Consider the following 24,424-nt stretch of genomic DNA (forward strand, 5'->3'; position numbering starts at 1 on the left):
GTTATGATCATAAAAATTTCTACTCAACTAAAGGATGGGCATATTTATGAAGTCGTTTCGTTTCAGGCTTACCTTGATTATGCTGATTTTGATCGGCGTATCTGTCCTAGCTGCTGGAATCACCATGGGACAAATTTTTAAAAACTCGAACATGAAGGTGCTTGAGGAAAATATGGGGCGTGAGATCGATCTGCTTCGTGCTACATTTCCATTTGTCAACGCAGACGCTCTTTCCAGTACCGATTACGTCTCCTATTATTCGGAAAAGGCAAAAGAAATTGCCCATCTGACGGACTCACGGGTGACCTTCATTCGTAAGGATGGAACGGTGGTTGGCGATTCACTAAGCGATCCGCGTAAGATGGAAAACCACGCATCTCGCGAAGAAATTCAGCAAGCCGCGTCAGAAGGAATCGGACGGACGATACGCTATAGCGATACTTTGAAGCGAAATATGCTGTACGTGGCAGAGCCTGTCATATCCAACAAGGGTTTTGACGGATATATCCGTTTGTCCATGAGTTTAAAAGCAGTGGAGGAAGGTGTGCAGCGCGGCTGGACTGCGATTGGGATTGGGCTCGTGCTGCTGTTCCTCGCTGCCGGGCTGGTCAGCTATCGTATCGCCCGCAGCCTGACCTCACCCATTGAACATATTACGGGTGTTGCCAATCGTATTTCCGGACTGGATTATGACGCCAGGGTGGGCGTACAGCGTAGGGATGAGGTGGGACAACTGGGGGAAGCCATTAATCGCATGGCAGACAGTCTCCAAGACCAAATGAAAACAATCCGTGATAACGAGGATTTACTCCAGAGCGTTATGAGCAATATGACTGGCGGGATACTGATGATAGATGCCAGTGAGCACATTGCGCTTGTAAACCGTGAGTCTGAGCGGATGCTTGGTGTCGTGGGTAAACGGGTAACAGATAAACCGTATCATGAGCTGAAAAAGCACTACGAGCTGACGAAGCTGATCGAGGGCAGTATACAAAGCCGCGGAAGGCTGCACGGTGAGGTCCATTTGTATAATCCCGAGGAACGGCTGATTTTGCTCGATGGTGTGCCGATGTATGAAGATGAAGGCGGATACCGGGGCATGCTGTTCCTTCTGCAGGATATTACAGCGATTCGGCGGCTTGAAAATATGCGGAGCGAATTTGTGGCGAATGTTTCCCATGAGCTAAAAACGCCGATTGCCGCAGTCAAGGGTTTCGCCGAGACGTTGCTAGGTGGCGGGGTTAAGGATGAGGAAACATCCCGTTCCTTTTTGCAAATTATTTATGATGAAAGCGAACGGCTGAATCGGCTGATCGGCGACATTCTGGAGCTGTCCAAAATTGAATCCAAGCGTTCTCCGCTGGATTGCTCTCCGGTTCATGTGTCTTCGTTTATAGAATCATTGCTGGAAAAATTGAATAATGTAGCTGCCAAAAAAAGAATTACACTGCATATGGATGTCCCGGATGAACTGTTTATGGAGGCGGATGAAGATAAGCTCCAGCAGATTTTTGTAAACCTTTTATCTAATGGCATCAACTACACACTCGACGGTGGCAAGGTGAAAATCAAGGTTGTAACTGTACAGCGGGAGAATGACACGGAGAAGGTCGTATTTACGGTTAGCGATACAGGCATCGGGATTCCAAAGAAAGACCTGCCGCGCATCTTTGAGCGCTTTTACCGGGTAGACAAAGGACGTTCACGCAACTCGGGTGGAACGGGTCTGGGATTGTCTATCGTCAAGCATTTGGTGGACTTGCATCATGGGGTGCTTTCCGTAGAAAGTGAGCTTGGTTTGGGCACGACGTTTACGATTGAATTGCCGTTGTTGCAACAGGAAGAATGAACTAGTTCGATTTTTACATTCTGTTAACAATGCCGTGATAAAATATACGGGTGTCGCATGAGTATGGAAAAGATTTTGGAATTTTGACCAATGCGCCTTTAAAAGGTAAACAGGAGATGAATTTATTTATGGGACAACGCTTGCTGGTTATTGAGGATGAACCAACGCTTGCCAGATTGCTATCCTACAATTTGATACAAGAGGGTTTTGAAGTAGATACGGAGGATCACGGCAGTGCAGGGTTTGAAAAAGCCTCCAGAGAGTCTTACGATTTGATTCTGCTGGATTTGATGCTGCCCGGTATGAACGGACTGGATATTTTGAGCAGACTTCGCCATCAGGGACTAACGACTCCGATCATTATTTTAACAGCCAAAAACGGCGAAGCCGAGGTTGTCCAAGGATTGAAATCAGGAGCGGACGATTACATCACGAAGCCTTTCGGTGTATCCGAGCTGCTGGCCCGCGTAACGGCTGTACTGCGAAGAACTTCCGGTGGGGAAGAAGGCGTGCTCTCCGATCAGAAAGACGGCTCCAAAATTCAATTAGGCGAGCTGGAGATTTATCCCGAAAAATATGAAGTCATTCTCGGAGGACATTCCATCATCTTAAGGCCCAAGGAATTTGAGGTGCTCCTCTACTTGTCCCGTAAGCCGGGAGTGGTATTGACTCGCGACGATCTGATGAACGCAGTTTGGGGCTTCGACTACATTGGCGGTCAACGGACGGTGGATGTGCATGTTAGCTCATTGCGCAAGAAGCTGGAGCTGGATCCCGATTCGGTTCATATTGATTCGATTCGCGGAGTCGGATACAAGCTGGTTGTGAATAAAAAAAGAAGCGCTTCTCATTTGCTATAAATGAGAAGCTTTTTTTTATGTTCGATTTTGTATGCGCGATTTTTGTGTCCATTTCGTGATTTTACATTTAGTTAACATAAACAAACGTTACAATCAACAAATGACCGATATGATGTTCCCGTCACTTCAAGTAGTCAAAAAAAGGGGACTTCAGAACGATGATAACGGAACCAAAGACCCAGCCGAGTTCCATTGCCGTGATTGAACGTGAATCTAACAAGCCAATTACTACCTACGTGCCTTGCCGGGAGGTTCCGATCATCGGTACGGATTTGTCTTGTAAAGAGCTATTAGCACTTATGAAAACGCAGGAAGACATTCCTTGTGTCATTGTCGTTGATAAAAATGGCCTTCCGTTGGGCATTATTATGAGAGATGCGTATAACCGCCATTTTACAGGCAGGTTTGCTGCGGCTCTGTTTTATGACAAGCCTGCTGCGATATTTGCCGACCCCGATACATTAATTGTGGATCTGGAAAGTCCGGCATCGGACATTGTAGAGCAGGCGATGCTGCGCGAAGATCAACGATTTTACGATTGCCTGCTGATTAAGGAAGGTACGCGGTTGCTTGGCGTACTGACCATTCGTGATATTTTGTCTGTCGTTCAGCGGATGCAGAGAGAGGCGGACGAGCACCGAGACAACGTGGTACAGAAAAGCTATGATGGCATCCATCGCATTCAGACGACCGTGCTGGAGGCAGCTAAAGAGGCCGGTGACAGTGTGAGTTTAACCCGTTCGATGAGTGAATTATCCCGCCGTGGCAAAGTAGAACTGGAAGATGTTCTGCTCTCCTATCGTGCAGTCACAGAGCAAATGAAGCGTCAGCATGAGCAGATTACAGCGCTAACTCAATTGCTGAATGACATTGCAGGCATGGCTTCTTCCATCCGCGGACTCGCGGATCAAAGTGGACTGCTGGCGATCAACGCATCAATAGAAGCAGCACATGCTGGAGAACATGGGCGTGGCTTCCAGATCGTATCTCAGGAGGTGCGGAATATGTCACTTCAAACGAAAGCCTTTTCCACACAGATTACAAGCTTGCTTACAGATATTGAACAAATGCTGCGTGATACTGCCGATCTGACGGATACGAGCATGCAGCAGATTAATACCGGCTCCCAGTATATATCCGCTGGAACCCAAACGTTTACCCAACTGTTGCAGGCCGTTGCTGAAATTGAGACCAAAAACAACGATGTGTCCCGTTCCGCAGAGGAAGCGGCTTTGAATGCAGCCGGGATTGCACAAGAGCTGGAGCTCATGCTGAATCCCTGATCATTTTACATACCGTTAACAAATCCACCACACTGAATTTACACACAGCTTATATAATCTTCATATTGTGCAAATCAGGTGCAATGCTTGAGGACCATAACTGCAACACGAAGGAGATCATAAATAAATGAATGATTCCGTTATTCGGATTGATAAGCTGAACTTGTATTATGAGAATTTTCAAGCGCTGAAACATATAAACCTAGATATTCCTGAAAAAACGGTAACAGCCTTCATCGGTCCGTCCGGCTGCGGTAAATCTACTTTGCTGCGTACGCTGAATCGGATGAATGATATGATACCGGGAACGCGTATTGAAGGTACGGTGAGTATCGCAGGTCAGGATATATATGGCGATACGATGGAAGTAGAAGCTCTGCGCAAGCAGGTGGGGATGGTTTTTCAACAGCCTAATCCGTTTCCTAAATCTATTTATGATAACGTGGCGTACGGTCCGCGTCTGCATGGAATCCGGCAAAAGGACAAGCTGGACGAACTTGTTGAGCAAAGCTTGCGGCAGGCGGCACTCTGGGAAGAGGTTAAGGATTTTCTCAAGCGTTCAGCCCTGAGCTTGTCCGGCGGACAGCAGCAGCGGCTGTGTATTGCTAGGGCGCTTGCTGTCCAGCCAGATATTTTGCTTATGGATGAGGCAACGTCAGCGCTGGACCCGATCTCCACGATGAAGATTGAAGAACTGGTTCAAGAACTCCGTGACAGGTACACGATCGTCATGGTGACGCATAACATGCATCAGGCGGCTCGTGTGTCTGGTCGGACTGCGTTTTTCTTGAACGGTGTCGTGGTAGAGTCGGCGGATACAGAGACGATGTTTTCCACGCCGCAGGATTCCCGTACGGAAGATTATATTTCCGGCCGATTCGGCTAAAGCCAACCAGATAGTAATGCCAGGAGGGGTGACTTCGAAATGATACGCAGAAAAGGTTTTGATGAGGGATTAGATGAGCTGAGAGCCGTACTGCGCGAAATGGGTGCACATGTATCGAAGGCACTCGATCAGGCCATTGAATGTTTGCAGACCAAAAATACGGAATTGGCCCAGCAGGTGGTCAAAAATGATGCATCCCTCAATGCGCTGGAAGAGAGCATTCTCGATATGGGCTCCAAGCTCATTATTACCCAGCAGCCGGTAGCCAAGGATTTGCGCCGGATCATTGTTGCTTTTAAAATTTCTAGTGATCTGGAAAGAATGGGAGATTTAGCGCTGGATATTGCCAAGGTCACTTTGCGTCTGGAAGGGCAACAGATCATGAAGCCGCTGGTGGATATTCCACACATGGCTTCGATTGTTAAAGAAATGATTGACGATGCAATACAATCGTATTTGGATGAAAATACGGATCTGGCCTATAAAATGGCCAAAGAGGATGACCACGTGGATTCCATGTACAGCCACATGATCAGTGATTTGTATGCGTTTATGGTAGAAAATCCGGCAGAGGCTTCACAAGCCATGCTGCAACTGCTCGTAGGGCGATATATTGAGCGGATTGGTGACCATGCGACGAATATCGGTGAAAGCACCGTATATCTCGTGACAGGGGAGCGGCCGGATTTGAACCAGTAGAGCTTTTAGGTATATAGCGGTTGTTTCTGACCCAGACTTGTCTTTGAGCAAAAGACGAATTTGGTTAGGAAACAGCCGTTTTTTTCTGAAAAAGGAGCCTTTATGTTAAGATAGGAAAAGGAATGCGTAAAGCGAAAGAACCTTTCGAATGCATTGATGAACTTGCGAGGTGCTAAATGGATAAACTCATGCTTATAGATGGCAACAGTATCATTTACCGGGCGTTTTTCGCTATGCCGCCGTTAACGAATTCGAGCGGACAGCAGACGAACGCGGTGTACGGATTTACAACGATGTTGCTGCGGCTTTTGGAGGAGCACAAGCCGACACATATACTGGTTGCCTTTGATGCCGGAAAAATAACGTTCCGCCATAAAGGATACGAGGATTACAAGGGTGGACGGGAGAAAACGCCGCCGGAGCTGTCCCAACAATTCCCGCTGCTGAAAGAGCTGTTGACCGCCTTCGGCATTGCCCAGTTTGAGCTGGATGGCTATGAGGCGGACGATATCATTGGAACCCTGTCTAAAACCGCGGACGAAGCTGGTTTTAACGTGCTGGTGGTTACCGGAGATAAGGATATGCTTCAGTTGGCTTCAGACAACGTCACTGTCGGCTTGACCCGCAAAGGGGTTACCGAGGTGGAGACGTACGGACCTGAGCAGATTCAGGAGCGTTATGGCTTGAAGCCGCTGCAAATCATCGACCTCAAAGGTCTGATGGGCGATACGTCGGATAACATTCCCGGGATTCCGGGTGTGGGGGAAAAAACAGCGCTCAAGCTACTGCATCAGTATGGATCGGTCGAAGAGGTGCTGGCGCATACGGATGAGCTGAAAGGAAAAATGAAAGAGCGCGTCGAAACGCATGCAGATGATGCACGGATGAGCAAGGATTTGGCGACCATCTATCGGGATGTAACGCTGGACAAGCAGTTGGAAGATGTTGTCTTCGATGGGCTGCAAGCAGAAACGGGAGGACCTGCTCTGGCGAAGCTGGAGTTTAAGTCCTTGCTGGAGCGGTTATCCTTTTCGGGCGAGGTTGGCAGTGCAGGAATAGGCGTAGAGGAAGCCGCGGCTGACGTGACCGTTCTGGACGAACAGCGGATTAGCGAGCTGGTAAATGTACTGGATACTGTCGATCTGCTACATGTGGAGACCCATGGCGATAATCCGCATCATGCTGAAATTGTGGGGCTGGTATTTGGCGCAGCGGGACGACAGTTTTTTATGACCTTGGCTGTATTGCAAACTGATGCAGCCAAGCCTGTCCGTGAATGGCTCGCCGATGCTGGGTGCAAAAAACGGGGGCATGATCTGCACCGTACGGATTTAGCTTTGCATTGGCACGGGATCGAATTTGCCGGGGCCGAGTTCGATGTGCAGTTGGCCGGATATTTGCTGGACCCAACGGATGCGAACCAGTCACTGAGCGGATTGGCAGCCAAGTATGGCTTGTCTTCGATTCGTCCGGACGATGAAGTATTTGGCAAAGGCGCTAAATATAAAGTGCCTGATGTGGATGTGCTGTCCGATCATGTGGCGCGCAAGGCAGCGGTGATTGAAGCGCTGGTGCCTGTACAGCAGGCTGAGCTGGAAAAAACGGAAATGCACAAGCTCTTCCATGAGCTGGAAATGCCGTTGTCCCGCATTTTGGCGGATATGGAGAAGCAGGGCATTTTGGTGAATGTGGAAGAACTGCGCGCTTTGGGTAAAGAATTTGAAGCCCAGATTGAAACGCTGGTGCGCGAGATTTACATCATTGCCGGTGTGGAGTTCAATCTGAATTCGCCCAAGCAGCTAGGTGAAATTTTGTTCGATAAGCTGGGCCTTCCTGTTATCAAAAAGACGAAAACCGGGTACTCCACCGATGCCGAGGTACTGGAAAAGCTCGCCCCATACCATGATATCGTGCAAAACATTTTGCAGTATCGTACTATTGCGAAACTCCAATCCACGTATGTAGAAGGATTACTTAAGGAAATTTCGGATAAAACGGGCAAGTTGCATACGTATTTCCGGCAGACAGTTGCAGCAACCGGACGATTGAGCAGTCAATTCCCAAATTTGCAAAATATTCCGATTCGTCTGGAAGAGGGACGTAAAATTCGTAAGGTATTTGTGCCGTCCGAGCCGGGTTGGTCCATTCTGGCGGCGGACTATTCGCAGATCGAGCTAAGGGTGCTGGCTGATATTTCGGATGATGAGCGATTGAAAGAAGCCTTTGTCCACGACATGGACATCCATACGAAGACGGCGTCCGATGTGTTTGGCATCCCTGCGGAAGACGTAGATTCTAACATGCGGCGTTCTGCCAAGGCGGTTAACTTCGGGATTGTCTACGGGATCAGTGATTACGGTTTGTCGCAAAACCTGAACATTACGCGCAAGGAAGCCGCTCGCTTTATTGACCAATATTTTGATGTGTTCCAGGGCGTTCGTCGTTACATGGATGATATTGTGAAGGATGCGAAGCGGGACGGATACGTAAAAACGCTGCTGGAACGCAGACGTTATTTGCCGGAGATTAACGCCAGCAACTTCAACCTGCGTTCGTTCGCGGAGCGTACCGCAATGAATACGCCGATTCAGGGTACCGCAGCCGATATTATCAAGCTGGCGATGGTCCAGATGGATGCGGCGCTTCGCGACCGTAATCTTCGCAGCCGTATGCTGCTTCAAGTACATGATGAGCTGGTTTTCGAGGTTCCGCCGGAGGAAATGGAAACGATGAAAGAGCTTGTCCCGGCTACGATGGAAGCGGCGTTGAAGCTGGCTGTACCGCTCAAAGCGGAAGTTAGCTATGGAAGTAATTGGTATGAAGCGAAATAAGTTATTTCAATGAGTAGATAGTCCCAATTTAACGCTCCTTCCGTTATAATATAGGGTGAGGTGAGACATCATGCCGGAATTACCGGAAGTAGAAACGATTAAACGAACGTTAAACGAGCTTATCGTCGATAAACATATAGATCATGTGACCGTGAATCTGCCGCGCATTATTCAGCGGCCTGATGATATACACGCTTTTGCTATGGAATTGGCTGGTCATCGCATTACAGGAGTGGAGAGACGCGGAAAGTTTTTACGGATTCTGCTGGACGGGCTGGTGCTCGTTTCCCATCTCAGGATGGAAGGACGATATGGCCTGTATTCGCAAAATGATCCTGTGGAAAAGCATACTCACGTTATCTTTCATTTTACAGATGGTACGGAATTACGCTATCAGGACGTTCGCCAATTCGGCACGATGCATTTATTTACGGAAGGACAGGATTTGCTGGAAAAGCCGCTGAACAAGCTCGGTTTGGAGCCGCTGGACGAGTCCTTTACACCGGAGGCACTTCGCGCTGCTGTGGGGACCCGCTCGACTTCGATCAAGGCAGCGCTGTTAAACCAGTCATATGTCGTGGGCATCGGGAATATTTATGTGGATGAATCGTTGTTTAAGGCGGGGATACATCCGGCACAGTCAGCCAAAAGTTTGGATGATAACCAATTTCGTGTGCTGCATGAAGCTATTATCTCCACATTGAGCGCGTCGATTTTGGTCGGAGGCTCGTCCATCAAATCATTTGTCAACGGACAAGGGCAATCGGGCGACTTCCAGCATCAATTGCAAATCTATGGACGTAGCGTTAAGCCTTGTGTTAACTGTGGTACATTGATCGAAAAATCGGTCGTAGCCGGACGTGGTACACATCATTGCCCGGTCTGCCAACCTCTGCGGTAAACAGGTACAGACACCCAAAGCCCATTCCTCTCATATACTGATTCCAAGTACCAATACTGCGAAGGGTTTCGGCTGCTTGAAGGCCCTTCCTTCGCAATGGGAGGGAATTGAAGTGGCTAATCATTGGGGAGCCCTGCTGCTGCTGGCATTTGCGCTAAGTCTTGACAGTTTCGGAGTCGGTGTTACATATGGGCTACGCAAAATGAAAATTCCACTGCTGTCCATTGTCATCATTTCAGTATGCTCAGGTTTGGTCATTGGCATATCGATGCAGCTAGGCGCATTATTGTCCCAGGTTCTGTCTCCTCTATATACGACGGTTTTTGGTGCTGTCATTCTGATTGGGATTGGCTGCCACTCTTTGTATCAGTCCCTGCATCGCAAGGAAGATCTGATTGATGATTCTGATCCTGTGAGCAGAAATGTTCTGGAGGGTGAGAAATCTTTAGAAGTACAAGAGGAACGGACCGTATTTTCTTTGGAATTCCGCAAATGGGGTCTCGTTATTCGGATTCTCCGAAGTCCGTCTGCTGCGGATATGGACCGTTCAGGCAGTATATCCGCTGCGGAGGCGGTTTGGTTAGGTATCGCTTTATCGATAGATGCGTTCGGTGCAGGATTGGGAGCAGCTATGCTAGGGTTCCAGCCACTCGCTACCGCGCTGGCTATTGCATTATTCAGCGGGACTTTTTTGATTGCAGGTATGAAAACAGGCTTCTGTCTGTCGGCATTTCGATTTATGAAGGCGCTGGGTGTGTTACCGGCATTATTATTGATTATGATGGGCATATTGAAGCTGTTATGAGGTGAAAGAGCATGAATATCGGATTAACCGGAGGTATTGCTACCGGTAAAAGCACCGTGTCGGCTCTACTGGTCGCCAAGGGTGCGCTGCTGATCGACGCAGATGCCATTGCCCGGGAAGTGATGCTTCCGGGGCACCCGGTGCTGACGGCGGTCATACAGCATTTTGGACAAGCTGTGATGAACAGTGATGGAACTCTGCATCGCAAAAAGCTGGGCGAGATTGTATTTGGAGACCCTGTCCAGCGGCAGGCGCTTAACGATATTACACATCCTGCGATTCGTGAGGAAATGCGTACGCGTATGGAATCTTACGAGCGGGAACATCCGGACAAGCTTGTTTTGGCGGATATCCCGTTACTGTATGAGTCAGGGCTGGAGAGCTTGTACGATGAAATTATGGTGGTATACGTACCACGCGATGTGCAGATCCAGCGTCTGATGCTCAGAGATGGATTGACCGAGGAACAAGCCGGACTACGGTTATCCGCGCAAATGGATATTGAACAAAAAAGAAGCCTGGCCGATGTCGTCATCGACAATAGCGGAATACAGGCTGAAACAAAACAGCAAATTGATCAATTCTGGCAGCGAAAGGGACTGGCATGAATATTTTGCGCAAAAAAAGAGTCCTGCTTGTTTTGTTTGTCGGGTTTGTCTTGATTCTGTTTTTTAATTCAAACTGGATGTCGTGGTTCTATCCGATTCAATATAAGGATGAGATCCGGCAATACTCGCAGACGTATGAAGTGGACCCGTTTTTGGTGGCGTCCATTATCCGCGTTGAGACGAACTTTAAGACTAGCAAGCAGTCGCACAAGGGTGCACTGGGACTCATGCAGATCATGCCCGATACGGCGAATTGGATTATGGACAGCGCCCAGATTCAAAAGGTTCCGCTGGATAGCGTCAAGCATGAGCCAGGCACCAACATTGAGCTGGGAACCTGGTATGTGCATAACCTGTCGGTGAAATTTAAGGATAATCCGGTAGCTATCGTTGCGGCTTATAACGCAGGCCCCGGTAAAGTACAGGAGTGGCTGAATAAGGGCGTATGGGATGGGAAAGAAGAATCCATCAAGCAAATCCCTTTTGGTGAGACACGACATTATGTACAGCGGGTTATTTACTACTACAGGCAATACACGAAAATTTATAATCAGTTTTAATGGATGGCGAGTCTACATGTAAATATATCATGACAATATGGGCCTTTTGCCATTAAAATGAAAAAAGCGCAGGACAGGCTGTTTTTAGCAGCCTATCCATACACTTTTTCTTGTTACTTCTGAGTTATTACCGAGATTATTGGTATTGACCTGCCAATTGTTGTTCGGCGATCGTTACGAGGCGTTTTGTGATGTAGCCCCCGATCGAACCGTTCTCATAGGAAGTCATGTTACCTTGGTATCCATCTTGAGGAATGCTGATACCCAGCTCTTGAGCGATTTCATATTTCATTTGCTCCAGAGCGCCGGAGGCTTTGTTGACTACCAGGTTGTTGGAGCTGCCATTGTTTCCTTGTGCCATTTGTTGTTCACCTCCTCGCGACGTGGTAAACATATTATGATCTGTTTTGACAAAATTATTACTGTAAAGTAACGGGAATTTATTGGAAAAAGGAAGTGATGAATTTATGAAATGTCCGTACTGTGCCTACAATGGAACAAAAGTGCTGGACTCGCGGCCTGCGAATGATAACAAGTCCATCCGCCGTCGCCGCGAATGCGAGCAATGTGCCAGGCGTTTTACCACCTTTGAAATGGTGGAGGAGACCCCGCTTATGGTCATTAAAAAGGATGGTAGCCGTGAAGAGTTCAGCCGTGATAAAATGCTGCGTGGTCTCATTCGGGCCTGCGAGAAGCGTCCTGTATCCGTCGAACAACTGGATATGATCGTATCCCAGGTGGAAAACGCCATTCGTAACACAGCCGCTACAGAGGTGGATAGCCAGCAGATCGGTGAGCTGGTCATGGAACAGCTCTACCCTGTGGATGAAGTCGCTTACGTACGCTTTGCGTCCGTGTATCGGCAGTTCAAAGACATTAACATGTTTATGAAGGAACTGAAAACACTGTTATCCAAAGACACAGCCAGCGACTGATTGCTGACTGTGTCTTGGTTCATGGTGGGAAGGTTATATTTTTTTATAAAAGTATTGACACAGGGATGAAAATTTTATATGATATAGGAGTCGCTTCAAACGTTATAATTTTGCACTATGGACTCTTAGCTCAGTTGGTAGAGCAGTTGACTCTTAATCAATTGGTCCAGGGTTCGAGTCCCTGAGAGTCCATCCTTTAGAAAAACGGCAGAAATGCCGTTTTTTTTATTTGCAGTAAAATGTTTTTTTTAAAACTATAAAGTGTTGAAAAGTTGAAATGCTCAGCATCGGTTGCTGAGCATTTTTGTTATGTCTTCATGCCGTTGACTGAATGTAAATCTTAAGCATTTTTCATTGAATCTCCATCTGAAATGTGCTCTATAACGTCTGTTAAATTACACTCAAATTTATTACTCAAAATAAAAAAAGACCCATTACAGGTCTTTCACAAAATGGAGCGTAGGGGGGTCGAACCCCTGACCTCTTCGCTGCCAGCGAAGCGTTCTCCCACTGAACTAACGCCCCATATCATATTTCTCACAAGAAATAATTTAACATAAAGTAAGTAACTAAGTCAATAATCAATTTATTCTTTATTTATAACGGATACATGGTAATATATACGATCAATTATGAGGTGAAGGTTAATGACAAATAAAAACGAGTTGCAGCCTTTTATCGAGTATCGACAAAAAATCAATTGGATGGTACCGACATTCCTATGCAGAAGAGAGCGTGCCAAAAATTCATCGAAAAGAATGGATGGAATACTTTGAAAAGGGGGTTTCTGGATATACGACTTCTACAGTGGATCGGGATGAAATACAAAGAGCTAAATATGATGCGGAACATAATACATACGATATACTTCTTTGTTTTCTATTCGTTTATGGCTTAAATAGGTTTGCGTAATTAAATACCATATCTAAAAAAGAAGTTGTAAATTCTAAAAACAGCAAATCTTCAATTTTAGACTCTTTATTGAAGGAAAGGAAAAGTTTTGATGAGATTAATTAATGAAAATTTAGAAGATAAAGTGAATAAAGATTTTTTAGAAATTCAAAGTGCATTAAATTACGAGGCCTTATTAGATGAACAAAGTTCAAAATGTGAAAAAATTCATAAAAGTATAGTTGCAATAAAAATGCTTTTTTATAGATTTGGTGATAATCTTAAACCTACTTCATTAAAATATTTTAATGAAGTAATCTCTGACTTAATCGAAGCATATGTATTGTTATTTAATGATCGATATAAGGCCAGCAAAATTATGATTAGATCCAGTATTGATTGTTTAATACGAGGGGGTTATTTAGAAAAAGTAGGATTAGATTATAAGGATAGTTTTACGGAAAATTTCAAAAATGTAAACAAAGAAATTAAAAATTCTTATAGTGCTAAAATTATATCTATAAATTTTTTAGATAAAGCGTATGATGATATGAAAAAGATTTTTGATAATACATCTTCTTATGTACATGCAAGTATAAGTGCGGAATTATCTCAATACAGATTTATCAATGAAATTCTTAATCCAGTTGAGAATGCTGAAATAAAGGTACTACATACTAAAGAAATGGAAGAGAGCATAGAACAGATGCTTTTTAGAAGGCGGTCATTCAACCTTTACATTGTAATTGAATCGGCTTGAGGGATTGTAGCTTGGATTCAGATAAGCCACTAGTTTGGGCAATAAGTTTAATTTCAAATCCTAATGCCAGCATGTTCTTACTGACGTTTCGCACCCTGGAGATACCAATTGGGAAACATTCATACGTTTTTTTGAAACGGATTGCGTGAGTATCACAAATAAAACCGTATGCATAATTGAAGTAGGGTGAGGGGTGGGGATATTTTCCTGTAGACGACTTTCTCCAATACCATTCAAATGTAGAGGGACTCATCATACCCAAACAAGGCTAACAACCGTCGCTGCTCTGGTCGCAGAGGTCCACCCAATTGGCGAAATAGGCTGCCGTCAGGCATGCGAAAAACAACGACCTGCACATACTCGAGTAGCCGAAAGATCTCCCGTGTCGTCGGTTGTGCCAATTTGCGCTTGGTTGTCGCGATCAGTGGATTTCGCTCGCTAGTTTGGCCGCGAACCTTACCCTGTATGGTGTGGTACACCAAGAGTGCGATCAGGAACAAGTAGCCCAAGACCTCGACGCGATGCGGTTTTTTCAGATAGATTTCATCGACAAAGTAAGGATCCTTCAAGATCGAAAAGTTGCATTCGACTCGAATTTGTCCTTTGTACGTTTGCAAAAGAGCCGCGCTATCCATCGGTTTGCCCTGAAATTCTGCAGGCACCGTAGATACGAGTACAAATCGGGAAGCCTTGCGGCGTTCCTTTTGAATGACGTCCTCGTCCCGGAGAAGCGGATCAAACACCAGTTTGTAGCGGGTGACAGCTTCCGGCGCCGCTCCTTTCTTCGGGCGGCCTCGTGGACGAAGGATTTCTTCATAGGCTTCCGTCCGTGCTCCCGGTTGATGAAAACGTAGTGGATGATCAGCCAGCCACGACTTGAGCGTATTCTGGGCATCGTGTTCACAGTGAAAAACATTCATCCCCTGGGCGTTCATGGCTTCCTTGATCCGCTCGTGCTCCTGGCCCACTTGCTTCTCCAGGGTGTGGGCTTTCTTCTTATTTTCAGTGCGCTCGATTCGACCACGACCAGCCGCAGGGGATGTCCCTCATAGTCTGCCGCAAACTCCTGAACACGGTACCGGGCACTGGTGTTTGAAGTGGCGAAGGCTTGAGGGCTCGACCCGTCTGCCTCCTGTTGATCAGCCTGCTTCACAATCTTTAGGTTGTTTCCGCCGCGCGTAATCAGGTAGGCCCCTGCCTGCCGGGCTTGCTCCAGCGTCTCACGCGTCATTGCAGCGGAATCGGCGACATAGATAAATCCTTGTAAATTGATCTTTTGCAACTGGGCATCCAGAGCTTTCAGCACCTCGGGATTCCAGGTTTTATCGCTCGTATTTCCATCGTGGACATCACCATAAACCGGGCGGCCTTACCCATCCACGATGAGGCCGTACTGAAACTGCTTGTCCCCTTGGCGGTCACGGCTGTAGCCTTCTGTAATCAGCAATTCCCCTTCCTGAGGATCCTTGTACGCGCCATACACCGATTTGCTGGTCGTATCGCTATGAAAAGCCAGAACGGTATCGGGATTGTACTGCCAAGCTTGCAGCGCCAACGCCGAATACAATTCATGAACACCCGCATCGCTTATCCGATCCAGGTGCCGGGCAATCGCATCATCGTTAAAGAATGAGGCTTGCAGGCCGGGGTGCAGTAATTTCTCCAAACGTTCGGCCCACTCGGCCATATGAACCAAAGCCGGCCGTCCGTTCAACATATCCATCACGATCATTTGAACGATTTCGCCCGGACTTACCCGGCATTGTGCATCATAGGGAACTTTTTCATCAATGGTCTGTGGAATCTTCATGTCCTTCATCGTCTGGCTAATGAGATTTAAATAGCCTGCAGCATGGATCGATTCGATCTGAATATTGGGGTTCATCGCCTTGCCTCCGTACCTCGTAGACTTTACGGAGATATTCGACACGCATGCTCAATTTCTTTCTTTAAATCCCTTTTCGCATTGAAACAGGGTGCGAAACGTCATTTCTTAGCGATTTCAACTGCCTTTTTACGTTCTCCTTCTGCCATACCTTTCTCCGTAGCCCATTCAAGAGCAGAAGCCTCGTCATGCGGAAATTTTTGTCGTTCCTCGTACAAACTCCGCGGTTCCCGATCTTGGCTTAGAAACTCTAGTGTATCCATCGCCTTTTTCAATGTGGGCTAATTTAACTTGAGCACCTTCCAATTGGATTTATCCACTCCTTTCAAAAAGAGAAGCCAATTGATTAAGCCGCCTTCTACTGGAACAGACGTGTCGTCTGCCTGGACAATTCCATAAAATGTACTTCCAGATCGTCACTCATTCAATGCCAGTATGGTCTTCATGCAAATGAACTTGTTACTTGTGATCAAGTCCGTTAAAGTCCCTAAGCATTCCGATAAAATTTTCAAGTTGTTCATCGTCCCATCTTGAAATGTGTTCGTAAAATACAAATTCTTTCTCTTTTAGAGCATCAATCGTCTTTTGTTGTCCAAGCTCAGTGAGGGATAGAAGTATTCCTCGACGATCATCAGGGGAGGCTTCCCTTTTCACATAACCCAAAAGCTCAAGTTGTTTGACGAGACGGCTCACCGAACTGCGATCCATAGCTGTCGATTCCGCCAGCATAGTGGCGCTTGTTGGGCCATATGAGTACAGCCAACGGATAATATGGAAACCCGCAGGTTGTATTGAAGGATCGAAACGTGCTGCAGTTCTGACATTTAGCGCATGTGAGGCGCTTATGAGGGCATTGATTTGCTCGCCGAGTTCCAATTCCAGTTGTCCTCTCGGCGTATTTTTGTGTCGATCATCATTCATCCTATTTCACCTAACCTTAATTGATAAATTAAATAATTCAAGTCAATTAATTGACATATATCAATCAAAATAATATAGTTGATTTATATCAAGTATATGGCTGCGTTAGCTATATGTCAAAACTTGAGACGGGTCTAACGGAGTAAAGCAATGAACGTCCAATTACGTTGACAATAACTATTCAGCACAAAGGAGAATCACTATGACGGCTAATCCGATTGTTGTAATAACTGGTGCAACAAGTGGTCTGGGGCAACTCGTTGCGATTAAATTGGCTAAACGTGGTGCTCATCTTGTCATGACAGCCAGGAGCAGGGATCGCGCTGAAGATACTAAAAAAATTATAAAAGATATGATGCCCTCAACAAAGGTAGACTTTTTTTTCGGGGACCTATCCTTAATGAAAGATGTCAGACGTATGGGAAACGAGATTTCAACTGCATACCCCAAAATAGATGTGCTTTTGAATAATGCGGGACTGCATGCATTCGAACAACGGGTAACCTCCGAGGGAATTGCAGAAATGATAGCTGTGAACTATTTAGCACCGTGGTTATTGACGCACGCCTTATACCATTCCTTGAAAAATACAGGAAGCGCCAGAATTGTAAATGTTGCCTCTGAGGCTTCACACAATCATGGCGAGCTTAAGCTCCCTGAGGATTTGACCAATATAACTCCTTTTACTTCTAGAGGCTCGTCTACAATATATGGGAAAACCAAGCTGTTTAATATTATGTTTACTGGCGAACTGGCACGTCAATGGACTGGGACGGGGATCAGTGTTAATGCTCTGAATCCAGGGTTTAATGTTACAGGTCTCGGACGTGAGCTCTGGTTTGCATCAATGCTTGAGCGTTTTTTGAATTTTTTTCATATTGGTGATCCACGCAGAGGAGCTGATATTATGACTCGTTTAATTGTGGATCCGCAGTATCAGGCGGTTACAGGAGGGTATTTTAATGTCGGAACCGGAAATTCGATTGTACCTGTACACCCCGGTGGAGATATCGCTATGCAAAATAAACTGTGGAATTGTACGAAAGAATTACTACAACAAAGAGGTCTTCTTAATCATATGACCTGATTTTACGAGTTACAGCGGCTAAACTAAGGACTGTGAGCAGTTGACTCTTAATCAATTGGTCCAGGGTTCGAGTCCCTGAGAGTCCATCCTTTAGAAAAACGGCAGAAATGCCGTTTTTTTGTCGTTGATTAAGTATGGTTTTATGAAATTTTATGCAGACCTAAGACTCAATCTTAGCTGCATGCATTTCGTAAATGAAGAGTAGCTCAATGAAAAGATGTGAAAAACAATATTTTAGTGAATTGCATCATAGGGCATCTATCGTATTTTAGTGTAATTTAAGATAAATAAGATAAACCAATTCATCCTAAAATACTGCAAAAGACAAAACGGTTTTTAAAGTCTGGAGTGTTGAAAAGTGATTAGAAAAGCAAGTATTATGCATGTTTTTCCTGATTATTATGAAGAGTATAAGCGCCGCCATGACAAACTTTGGCCGGAAATGGCTGAAGTGCTAAAAAGGCACGGTGCACACAACTATTCCATATTTCTTGATGAAGAAACGGGGAGCTTATTTGCTTTCCTGGAAATTGAAGATGAAGAAAAATGGGAACAAATGGCTCAAACAGATATTTGCCAAAAATGGTGGGCTTATATGGAGCCTTTAATGGAAACAAATCCTGATCACAGTCCTGTGTCAAGAAATTTAAAGGAAGTATTTTATTTGGAATAATAAATATGAAGAAGATATGGTTTTACTTTGCGAATTTTTATAAACATTCAAAGTTAAACGTAAAGCTTTTCTTAACGATTACATTGATTATGATGACAACGCTTGCATTTGTATTAGGAGGTCTTCAATATGCTTTTTCCCTCTATGATGAGCAAATCTATGCAAAATCCGCACAAGTGCTGATGATGTCATCCAACAACGTAGAAGAGAAGCTTGAAAGAGTGGAAGAAATTAGTTATAACATCGCAGTCGACCCGTATATTCAAAAAACTTTATTAGAGCTTCAAGGAAATGCAAAAGGCTATGATTTCTATCGTCTTGAACAGAAAATGGGAGATGAATTGGAGAAATATGTGGACCCGGCAAATTACATTCAGTCCATTTATCTGTACGATTCAGCAGGAAGGGAGTTTTTGGCCGGGGATAGCAGCAAACCAATAAAGAATAAAGATAAGGTACTTGCTCTTAGCCAGGCGGATAAGTATGAGGGTAAAAACCATTGGATGGAGCTGGAAGGGAGTAATGGGGATTTAATTTCTGTTCGCCTGATCCAGTCTTATGAGAACTTAAACTTTGAAACCATCGGCAAACTGCTTGTTCGTGTTCATTTAGACAAGATTGTAAGCGGTTTACCAAAACCTCACGGAGAAATAGCAGGCAATATTGTGATTACAAAAGAGGATGAGGTTTTTTATTCGGAAAAAGGAATAGATGATTTAAAAGAATATCATTTCAATGCGAAAAATGATCAGGGGTATAGTATTGAATACATTAATGGGGAAAGAAGCTTTGTCAGCCATATTACAACCGATTTTAAAGACTGGACATACTGGAGCATCATTCCGTTTAACATGATGTTTTCCAAGATTACCGCTGCAAAATATACCTTGGTGCTGGTTTTTATGTTAATGTTCGTTTTTCTTATTTCCCTTGGTTTTAAATTTTTAAGAAAGTTTACGAATCCCATTCAAGAATTAGCAGCTACCATGCAGGAAGTCCAAAAGGGGAACTTTCACGCCGTAAATTTATTAAATCCCTCTACGATTAATGAAGACGAAATTGGGATTCTTTATCGGAATTTTATAACCATGATCCAAAGAATTGATGAGTTGATCCAGGAGAACTTTTCTAAGCAGCTGCTGATCAAGGAAACTGAATTTAAAGCACTGCAGGCTCAGATCAACCCGCACTTTTTATACAATACGCTGGAGTCCGTTAATTGGTTGGCTAAAATAAATAAACAGAAGCAAATTTCAAGCATGGTGGAAGCCCTTGGTCATCTCATGAGATACTCCACCAATTTTAAGCAGGGTATTATTACACTTGAAGAAGAACTCGACATTTTAAAAAGTTATTTAACCATCCAAAAATACCGGTTTGACGACCGGATTGATTTTCAAATGGACTTCCCCTCCCATGTTGCAAAATATAAAATTCCAAAGTTAATATTGCAGCCGCTACTGGAGAATTCGTTCAAGCATGCAGTTGAGCCTTCGATCTATTTGTCAGTTATTAAATTGCATGTTTATCAGGAAGAGGACAAGCTATTTATTCGGATAGAAGATAATGGGCCTGGCATAGATCCCCTAATACTTCAAAAAGTAAAAGAAGGCAAACTAAATCTTAAAGGTACTGGAATAGGATTGAATAATATCGATGATAGGATCAAGCTTTATGCTGGTGAACAGTATGGTTTAAGAATTGAAAATCTTTCGGGAAAAGGGACCGCAATTACGGTAGTTTTACCTGCTCAAACGGGGTGATAGAATGTCATATAAAGTATTATTGGTAGATGACGAAAGGATTATTGTTGAAGGTATTTCTAATGTGGTCGATTGGGAAGCGTTGGATACGGAACTTATAGCAACGGCGAGAAACGGGATCGATGCGTATGAGAAAATTGTTGAACTGCAACCTGATATTGTGATCAGTGATATCAAAATGCCTGGTATGGACGGACTTAGTCTTGTTTCAAAGGCGCATCAGAAATATCCTTCTATAAAGTTTATCCTACTGTCCGGATACGGTGAATTTGAATACGCGAGAACCGCCATGCACTATGATGTTAAAAATTATTTGTTAAAGCCATGCAATGAGGATAAAATTACAGCTGCACTTAACGATACCGTTAATGAACTAAACGAAAAAAAGATTCAGGAAACCTTTACTAGCGAGCTCCAGGAAAAATATCAAAATGCTCAGCCCTATATCAAAGCACATTTGTTAACCGAATTCTTAACGAGTAAAAGCTACCTAGACAATGATTTATCATTCTATGAGCAGCTTTTCGATTTTGAAATAAATAATCAGCAGGTCAGAATCGTTCTTTTTATGATGGAAGGTTATTTTTCTTATGAGCATTTGTTTGCCATCAAAAATATTGGTGCTGAGATCCTTGACTCTGTCTTGGTAACGACCAATATTGGTGAATATGCACTGTTCCTGATCAAAGATGATCATGACTCGGAAAAACTACATCAAATAATTAATCAAATAAGAGAAACCATTCGTCAATATTTCAAAAGAGATACCACGGTTGCCATCAGTGAAGGGAACTATTTCCGAAATGCCAGAAAATTGTACCGTGAGGCCATGGAGTGTTTGGAACATCGCTTTTATTTGGGGGAAGGAAGCATTATAACGAGAAAAGATATTTTACCGGCAAATACAGCCGTCCCCAATGATTTTATGATCGATGAGCAGCAACTTGTTCTAAAAATCAAATCCGGGCATATCCAGGATGTATGCAACGGAATTACCAGCATTTTTGAAAAAATGACGGATTTACGGCTGGGGATTGACTTGACAAAATCCTATTGTATACAGCTCTATATTGCAATTGTACAGACAGTTGATACAGATCGCATGCAAGGTTACCTCATGGGAACATCTGCGCTATTAGAGATGGAAACGGTCCAGCAGATGAAAGATTATATCGAAGCAACAGCCCAAAAAATGACCCATGAGTACTATAATCGTTTCAAGTCAAAACAGTCTTCCGTAATTAGCAGAGTCATAGAAATTTTAGTCGAGAATCTAGGTAATCCTGATTTATCACTAAAAATGGTAGCTAATGACATTCTATATATGAATCCAGATTACCTGGGAAAACTGTTCAAACAGGAAACGGGTCAGAAATTTTCAGCCTGTCTTACTAAATTAAGAATTGAAAAGGCAGTGGAGTACATTTCAAAAATGGACGATGTGAAGGTTGGAACGTTGGCTCAAATAATCGGTTTTGGCGATAACCCCCAATACTTTAGTCAGGTTTTCAAAAAATATACTGGCTATACACCATCTGAATACCGGAAAGTTACATGAATCCACCTAAGCCTACTCGCAAAAGGGAGGTAAAAGCTTGAAAAGGTTTGGCTTGGTATTATTTGCTTTTATAATGCTCCTTTCAGTCGCTGCTTGTGATTTAAACAATAAAGGAAATCATGAAGAGGAAAGTGAAAAAGTGACCCTGCGCGTGGCCTGGTGGGGGGACCAATCCAGACATGAATATACCTTGAAAGTTATTCAAATGTATGAGAATGAAAATCCAAATGTAAAAATTGTAGAGGAATATGCCAACTGGGATGATTATTGGAAGAGGCTTGCTCCAATGGCTGCCGCTAGTCAATTGCCAGATGTGATTCAAATGGATAGGGCCTACCTGTTTCAATATGGTGAAAAAGGTCGGCTGGATGATTTAACTCCATTTATAAAAAATGGGACGATTGATATTCGCTCCATTGATGAAAACGCTATTTCCGGTGGAAGGATTGCAGGTAAATTATATGGCTTCACCCTTGGATCGAACGTTCTTTCTGTGATTACAAATGATCATCTGTTAAAAGAAGCCGGTATTCAAATTGAAGATGAAAACTGGACTTGGGATGACTTCGAAAAAGTAGCAATCGAGGTCAAAAATGCTACACACGTGTATGGTACAAATGGAATGTACCCTGCCGATGTATTTTTCCCTTACTATTTAAGAACACAAGGCTCGCGTCTTTATAATGAAAACGGTACAGGCCTTGGCTATACAGACGACCAATTATTTGTTGATTACTTTAAAAGGCAGCTTAGGTTAGTTGATGCAAAGGCATTCCCGACTCCAGACGTTCAAGCACATGTAGCAGGAACGAATGATGAATTTATCGTAACAGGAAATGCAGCAATGAGTTGGAATTGGTCCAATCAATATTCGGGATTTGCCGAATCGGCTAAAGCACCCTTATCCATCAAACTGCCTCCTGAGTATGCGAACGAAACGGCTTTATTTTTAAGACCGAGTATGTTCTTTTCCATCCCTAAGAGTTCAAAACAAAAGGAACAAGCGGCCAAGTTCATTAATTTCTTTGTGAATAATATGGAAGCCAATAAGTTGATCAAAGGTGATCGAGGTGTCCCGGTATCTTCAAAGGTGATCAAAGGAATCAAGCCGGAATTATCCGAAGCTGAAACTAAAATCTTTGATTATGTTGAAAAAGCGTCTCAAAATGTACACACCATGGATCCGAATGATCCACTCGGCAATGCGGAAATTATGAAAGCGCTTGATAATATATCCGAACAGATTTTATTTAAGAAAATGACGCCGGAAGATGGAGCGAAGTCCTTTAGAAAGCAAGCTGAAAGGATTTTAGGCAAAAATAAGTAATCAAAACACCTTCAAGAGAGTTCTTCCGTATCGTCAGATAGGGAGATAACCTTGGAGGTGTTTTTACGTTTGGCGGAAAACAAGTATGTTTTTTAAACGTAATCCACTGTTTTTTTTATGGTTTCAAGAAAGCACTTTCAATACAATAACAGTATAAGTGTAAGCGATGACAAATCAAGAGAAAGAGATCATTATTTGGAGGGATTGCTGTGTTGCAGGTAAAAGCTTTCGAGAAGAAAGAGGTCGTTGATCGTATTCATTTATTAATGAATAATCTCACAGAAATCAAAGACCAAAGCGGTGAATTTTTACTCCATTTTGACGGGTTAATTGTGGATGATAAAAGCTGGAATGTTTGGAACTGGCCTCAGGGTGTAGGGTTATATGGAATATATAAATATTGGAAATTGACTAATGACCAAAAAGCTTTGGACATCATCAATAAATGGTTCAATGCAAGAATTCAAGAAGGCGCACCGCCGAAAAACGTCAATACGATGGCGCCGCTATTAACATTGGCATTTTTATATGAGGATACCGGAAACCAGACATACCTGCCTTATTTGGAGGATTGGGCTGAATGGGTAATGCATGATATGCCTCGTACCAAAGAAGACGGGTTACAGCATATGACCTATGGACCAGAGAATAAAAATCAGCTTTGGGACGATACCTTGATGATGACCGTGCTGCCTTTGGCGAAAATTGGTAAGCTGCTCAACAGACCTGAATACCTGGAAGAAGCCAAAAGGCAGTTTCTAATCCATATCAAATATTTAACGGACAAAAAGACGGGTTTATGGTTCCACGGCTGGACATTCGAAGGAAACCACAATTATGCCGAAGCGCTTTGGGCAAGAGGAAATTGCTGGATCACCATTGCGATTCCCGAGATTATTGAAATATTGGAATTGGAAAAGGGGGATTTTCTCCGTGAATTCCTGATTGATACATTGAACAGGCAAGTTGAAGCTCTTGCCAACGATCAGGATGTAAGCGGTTTATGGCATACACTCATTAATGACCAGACCTCTTATTTGGAAGCTTCAGCTTCAGCTGGATTTGCATATGGAATTTTAAAATCCGTTCATAAGCGGTATATCAGTCAGGGCTATAAAGAAGTCGCCCACAGGGCTATTTGCGGAATTATCAATGAAATTAATAAAGAAGGAGCATTGCAAAAGGTATCTGTAGGAACAGGTATGGGAGATACTTTGGAATTTTACAAGGAAATCAGAAAGACTACCATGCCTTATGGACAATCGCTGGCTGTGCTTTGTCTATCCGAATATCTTCATACCTATATCTAAATCTTTGGTATCTAAATCTCCGGTTGCTAAAT

20 protein-coding genes, 3 tRNA genes and 2 pseudogenes are annotated in these 24,424 nt (G+C 44.0%); 20 read left to right on the top strand and 5 right to left on the bottom strand.

Annotated elements, in window-relative coordinates; genetic code table 11:
* Positions 1-46: 46 nt before the first annotated feature.
* The 10 genes from pnpS (at position 47) to HPL003_RS15970 (ending at position 11,282) form a co-directional block, all read left to right on the top strand.
* Positions 47-1,849, top strand: coding sequence for a two-component system histidine kinase PnpS (gene pnpS / locus HPL003_RS15925; RefSeq protein ID WP_014280713.1), 1,803 nt, complete (start codon positions 47-49; stop codon positions 1,847-1,849).
* 128 nt (positions 1,850-1,977) lie between these two features.
* The gene (locus HPL003_RS15930; RefSeq protein ID WP_014280714.1) at positions 1,978-2,709 is read left to right on the top strand and encodes a response regulator transcription factor; all 732 of its coding nucleotides are present in this window, start codon (positions 1,978-1,980) and stop codon (positions 2,707-2,709) included.
* 158 nt (positions 2,710-2,867) lie between these two features.
* Complete coding sequence (locus HPL003_RS15935) at positions 2,868-3,992, top strand: methyl-accepting chemotaxis protein (protein ID WP_014280715.1); 1,125 nt, start codon at positions 2,868-2,870, stop codon at positions 3,990-3,992.
* A 127-nt stretch (positions 3,993-4,119) separates the two neighbouring features.
* Positions 4,120-4,878 (top strand): phosphate ABC transporter ATP-binding protein PstB, encoded by a 759-nt coding sequence (pstB, locus tag HPL003_RS15940; protein WP_014280716.1) that lies wholly within the window; start codon positions 4,120-4,122, stop codon positions 4,876-4,878.
* A gap of 39 nt (positions 4,879-4,917) precedes the next feature.
* Positions 4,918-5,577, top strand: coding sequence for a phosphate signaling complex protein PhoU (phoU, locus tag HPL003_RS15945; protein WP_014280717.1), 660 nt, complete (start codon positions 4,918-4,920; stop codon positions 5,575-5,577).
* A 176-nt stretch (positions 5,578-5,753) separates the two neighbouring features.
* Positions 5,754-8,408, top strand: a complete 2,655-nt coding sequence (gene polA / locus HPL003_RS15950) for a DNA polymerase I (RefSeq protein WP_014280718.1) — start codon at positions 5,754-5,756, stop codon at positions 8,406-8,408.
* A 70-nt stretch (positions 8,409-8,478) separates the two neighbouring features.
* A complete protein-coding gene (mutM, locus tag HPL003_RS15955) occupies positions 8,479-9,309 on the top strand; it encodes a DNA-formamidopyrimidine glycosylase (RefSeq protein ID WP_014280719.1) in 831 nt (276 codons plus the stop codon).
* A gap of 112 nt (positions 9,310-9,421) precedes the next feature.
* Positions 9,422-10,114 (top strand): sporulation membrane protein YtaF, encoded by a 693-nt coding sequence (gene ytaF, locus HPL003_RS15960; RefSeq protein WP_014280720.1) that lies wholly within the window; start codon positions 9,422-9,424, stop codon positions 10,112-10,114.
* A gap of 11 nt (positions 10,115-10,125) precedes the next feature.
* Positions 10,126-10,722, top strand: coding sequence for a dephospho-CoA kinase (gene coaE / locus HPL003_RS15965; RefSeq protein ID WP_014280721.1), 597 nt, complete (start codon positions 10,126-10,128; stop codon positions 10,720-10,722).
* Positions 10,719-11,282, top strand: a complete 564-nt coding sequence (locus HPL003_RS15970; RefSeq protein WP_014280722.1) for a lytic transglycosylase domain-containing protein — start codon at positions 10,719-10,721, stop codon at positions 11,280-11,282. Before coaE ends, HPL003_RS15970 begins: the two co-directional genes overlap by 4 nt.
* Positions 11,283-11,418: 136 nt before the next feature.
* Here HPL003_RS15970 and HPL003_RS15975 read toward each other — a convergent pair whose 3' ends face one another.
* Complete coding sequence (locus tag HPL003_RS15975; protein WP_014280723.1) at positions 11,419-11,643, bottom strand: alpha/beta-type small acid-soluble spore protein; 225 nt, start codon at positions 11,641-11,643, stop codon at positions 11,419-11,421.
* A 106-nt stretch (positions 11,644-11,749) separates the two neighbouring features.
* Between HPL003_RS15975 and nrdR the strand changes: the two genes are divergently transcribed.
* Both nrdR and HPL003_RS15985 read left to right on the top strand, forming a co-directional pair.
* Complete coding sequence (gene nrdR, locus HPL003_RS15980) at positions 11,750-12,217, top strand: transcriptional regulator NrdR (RefSeq protein ID WP_013309614.1); 468 nt, start codon at positions 11,750-11,752, stop codon at positions 12,215-12,217.
* A gap of 119 nt (positions 12,218-12,336) precedes the next feature.
* A tRNA-Lys gene (locus HPL003_RS15985) sits at positions 12,337-12,409 on the top strand.
* Between the two features lie 261 nt (positions 12,410-12,670).
* Here HPL003_RS15985 and HPL003_RS15990 read toward each other — a convergent pair.
* Positions 12,671-12,742 (bottom strand) — tRNA-Ala (locus HPL003_RS15990).
* Between the two features lie 478 nt (positions 12,743-13,220).
* On the opposite strand from HPL003_RS15990, the gene HPL003_RS15995 reads away from it, so the two are divergent.
* On the top strand, positions 13,221-13,868 hold the full coding sequence (locus tag HPL003_RS15995) for a hypothetical protein (RefSeq protein ID WP_014280725.1): 648 nt from the start codon (positions 13,221-13,223) through the stop codon (positions 13,866-13,868).
* Between the two features lie 233 nt (positions 13,869-14,101).
* On the opposite strand, the pseudogene HPL003_RS30560 reads toward HPL003_RS15995, so the two are convergent.
* From HPL003_RS30560 to HPL003_RS16005, 3 genes and pseudogenes are all read right to left on the bottom strand, one after another.
* Positions 14,102-15,753 (bottom strand): annotated as a pseudogene (locus HPL003_RS30560) (IS1634 family transposase).
* Between the two features lie 107 nt (positions 15,754-15,860).
* Positions 15,861-16,206: pseudogene (locus HPL003_RS29825) on the bottom strand (PD-(D/E)XK nuclease family transposase); the annotation flags it as partial.
* 6 nt (positions 16,207-16,212) lie between these two features.
* Entirely contained in the window at positions 16,213-16,674 is a 462-nt protein-coding gene (locus HPL003_RS16005) for a MarR family winged helix-turn-helix transcriptional regulator (protein WP_014280730.1), read from the bottom strand.
* Between the two features lie 202 nt (positions 16,675-16,876).
* Between HPL003_RS16005 and HPL003_RS16010 the strand changes: the two genes are divergently transcribed.
* The 7 genes from HPL003_RS16010 to bglB all read left to right on the top strand — a co-directional run bounded on the left by HPL003_RS16010 (position 16,877) and on the right by bglB (position 24,392).
* Positions 16,877-17,761, top strand: a complete 885-nt coding sequence (locus HPL003_RS16010; RefSeq protein ID WP_014280731.1) for an SDR family NAD(P)-dependent oxidoreductase — start codon at positions 16,877-16,879, stop codon at positions 17,759-17,761.
* Between the two features lie 16 nt (positions 17,762-17,777).
* Positions 17,778-17,847, top strand: a tRNA-Lys gene (locus HPL003_RS28550).
* Between the two features lie 272 nt (positions 17,848-18,119).
* Positions 18,120-18,434: an L-rhamnose mutarotase gene (gene rhaM, locus HPL003_RS16015; protein WP_014280732.1), complete on the top strand. Its 315-nt coding sequence runs from the start codon at positions 18,120-18,122 to the stop codon at positions 18,432-18,434.
* A gap of 5 nt (positions 18,435-18,439) precedes the next feature.
* Positions 18,440-20,197: a cache domain-containing sensor histidine kinase gene (locus HPL003_RS16020; protein ID WP_014280733.1), complete on the top strand. Its 1,758-nt coding sequence runs from the start codon at positions 18,440-18,442 to the stop codon at positions 20,195-20,197.
* 4 nt (positions 20,198-20,201) lie between these two features.
* Entirely contained in the window at positions 20,202-21,755 is a 1,554-nt protein-coding gene (locus tag HPL003_RS30225) for a response regulator transcription factor (RefSeq protein WP_014280734.1), read from the top strand.
* 37 nt (positions 21,756-21,792) lie between these two features.
* Entirely contained in the window at positions 21,793-23,082 is a 1,290-nt protein-coding gene (locus tag HPL003_RS16030; protein WP_014280735.1) for an ABC transporter substrate-binding protein, read from the top strand.
* 209 nt (positions 23,083-23,291) lie between these two features.
* Complete coding sequence (gene bglB, locus HPL003_RS16035; RefSeq protein WP_014280736.1) at positions 23,292-24,392, top strand: beta-galactosidase BglB; 1,101 nt, start codon at positions 23,292-23,294, stop codon at positions 24,390-24,392.
* Positions 24,393-24,424: the final 32 nt, after the last annotated feature.

The sequence above is a fragment of the Paenibacillus terrae HPL-003 genome (genome assembly GCF_000235585.1).
Taxonomy (GTDB): Bacteria; Bacillota; Bacilli; order Paenibacillales; family Paenibacillaceae; genus Paenibacillus; species Paenibacillus terrae_B.

Coding starts and splice junctions, on each gene's coding strand:
- pnpS (WP_014280713.1), top strand. CDS start 47: ATGAAGTCGTTTCGTTTCAGGCTTACCTTGATTATGCTGATTTTGATC.
- HPL003_RS15930 (WP_014280714.1), top strand. CDS start 1,978: ATGGGACAACGCTTGCTGGTTATTGAGGATGAACCAACGCTTGCCAGA.
- HPL003_RS15935 (WP_014280715.1), top strand. CDS start 2,868: ATGATAACGGAACCAAAGACCCAGCCGAGTTCCATTGCCGTGATTGAA.
- pstB (WP_014280716.1), top strand. CDS start 4,120: ATGAATGATTCCGTTATTCGGATTGATAAGCTGAACTTGTATTATGAG.
- phoU (WP_014280717.1), top strand. CDS start 4,918: ATGATACGCAGAAAAGGTTTTGATGAGGGATTAGATGAGCTGAGAGCC.
- polA (WP_014280718.1), top strand. CDS start 5,754: ATGGATAAACTCATGCTTATAGATGGCAACAGTATCATTTACCGGGCG.
- mutM (WP_014280719.1), top strand. CDS start 8,479: ATGCCGGAATTACCGGAAGTAGAAACGATTAAACGAACGTTAAACGAG.
- coaE (WP_014280721.1), top strand. CDS start 10,126: ATGAATATCGGATTAACCGGAGGTATTGCTACCGGTAAAAGCACCGTG.
- HPL003_RS15970 (WP_014280722.1), top strand. CDS start 10,719: ATGAATATTTTGCGCAAAAAAAGAGTCCTGCTTGTTTTGTTTGTCGGG.
- HPL003_RS15975 (WP_014280723.1), bottom strand. CDS start 11,643: ATGGCACAAGGAAACAATGGCAGCTCCAACAACCTGGTAGTCAACAAA.
- nrdR (WP_013309614.1), top strand. CDS start 11,750: ATGAAATGTCCGTACTGTGCCTACAATGGAACAAAAGTGCTGGACTCG.
- HPL003_RS15995 (WP_014280725.1), top strand. CDS start 13,221: ATGAGATTAATTAATGAAAATTTAGAAGATAAAGTGAATAAAGATTTT.
- HPL003_RS16005 (WP_014280730.1), bottom strand. CDS start 16,674: ATGAATGATGATCGACACAAAAATACGCCGAGAGGACAACTGGAATTG.
- HPL003_RS16010 (WP_014280731.1), top strand. CDS start 16,877: ATGACGGCTAATCCGATTGTTGTAATAACTGGTGCAACAAGTGGTCTG.
- HPL003_RS16020 (WP_014280733.1), top strand. CDS start 18,440: ATGAAGAAGATATGGTTTTACTTTGCGAATTTTTATAAACATTCAAAG.
- HPL003_RS30225 (WP_014280734.1), top strand. CDS start 20,202: ATGTCATATAAAGTATTATTGGTAGATGACGAAAGGATTATTGTTGAA.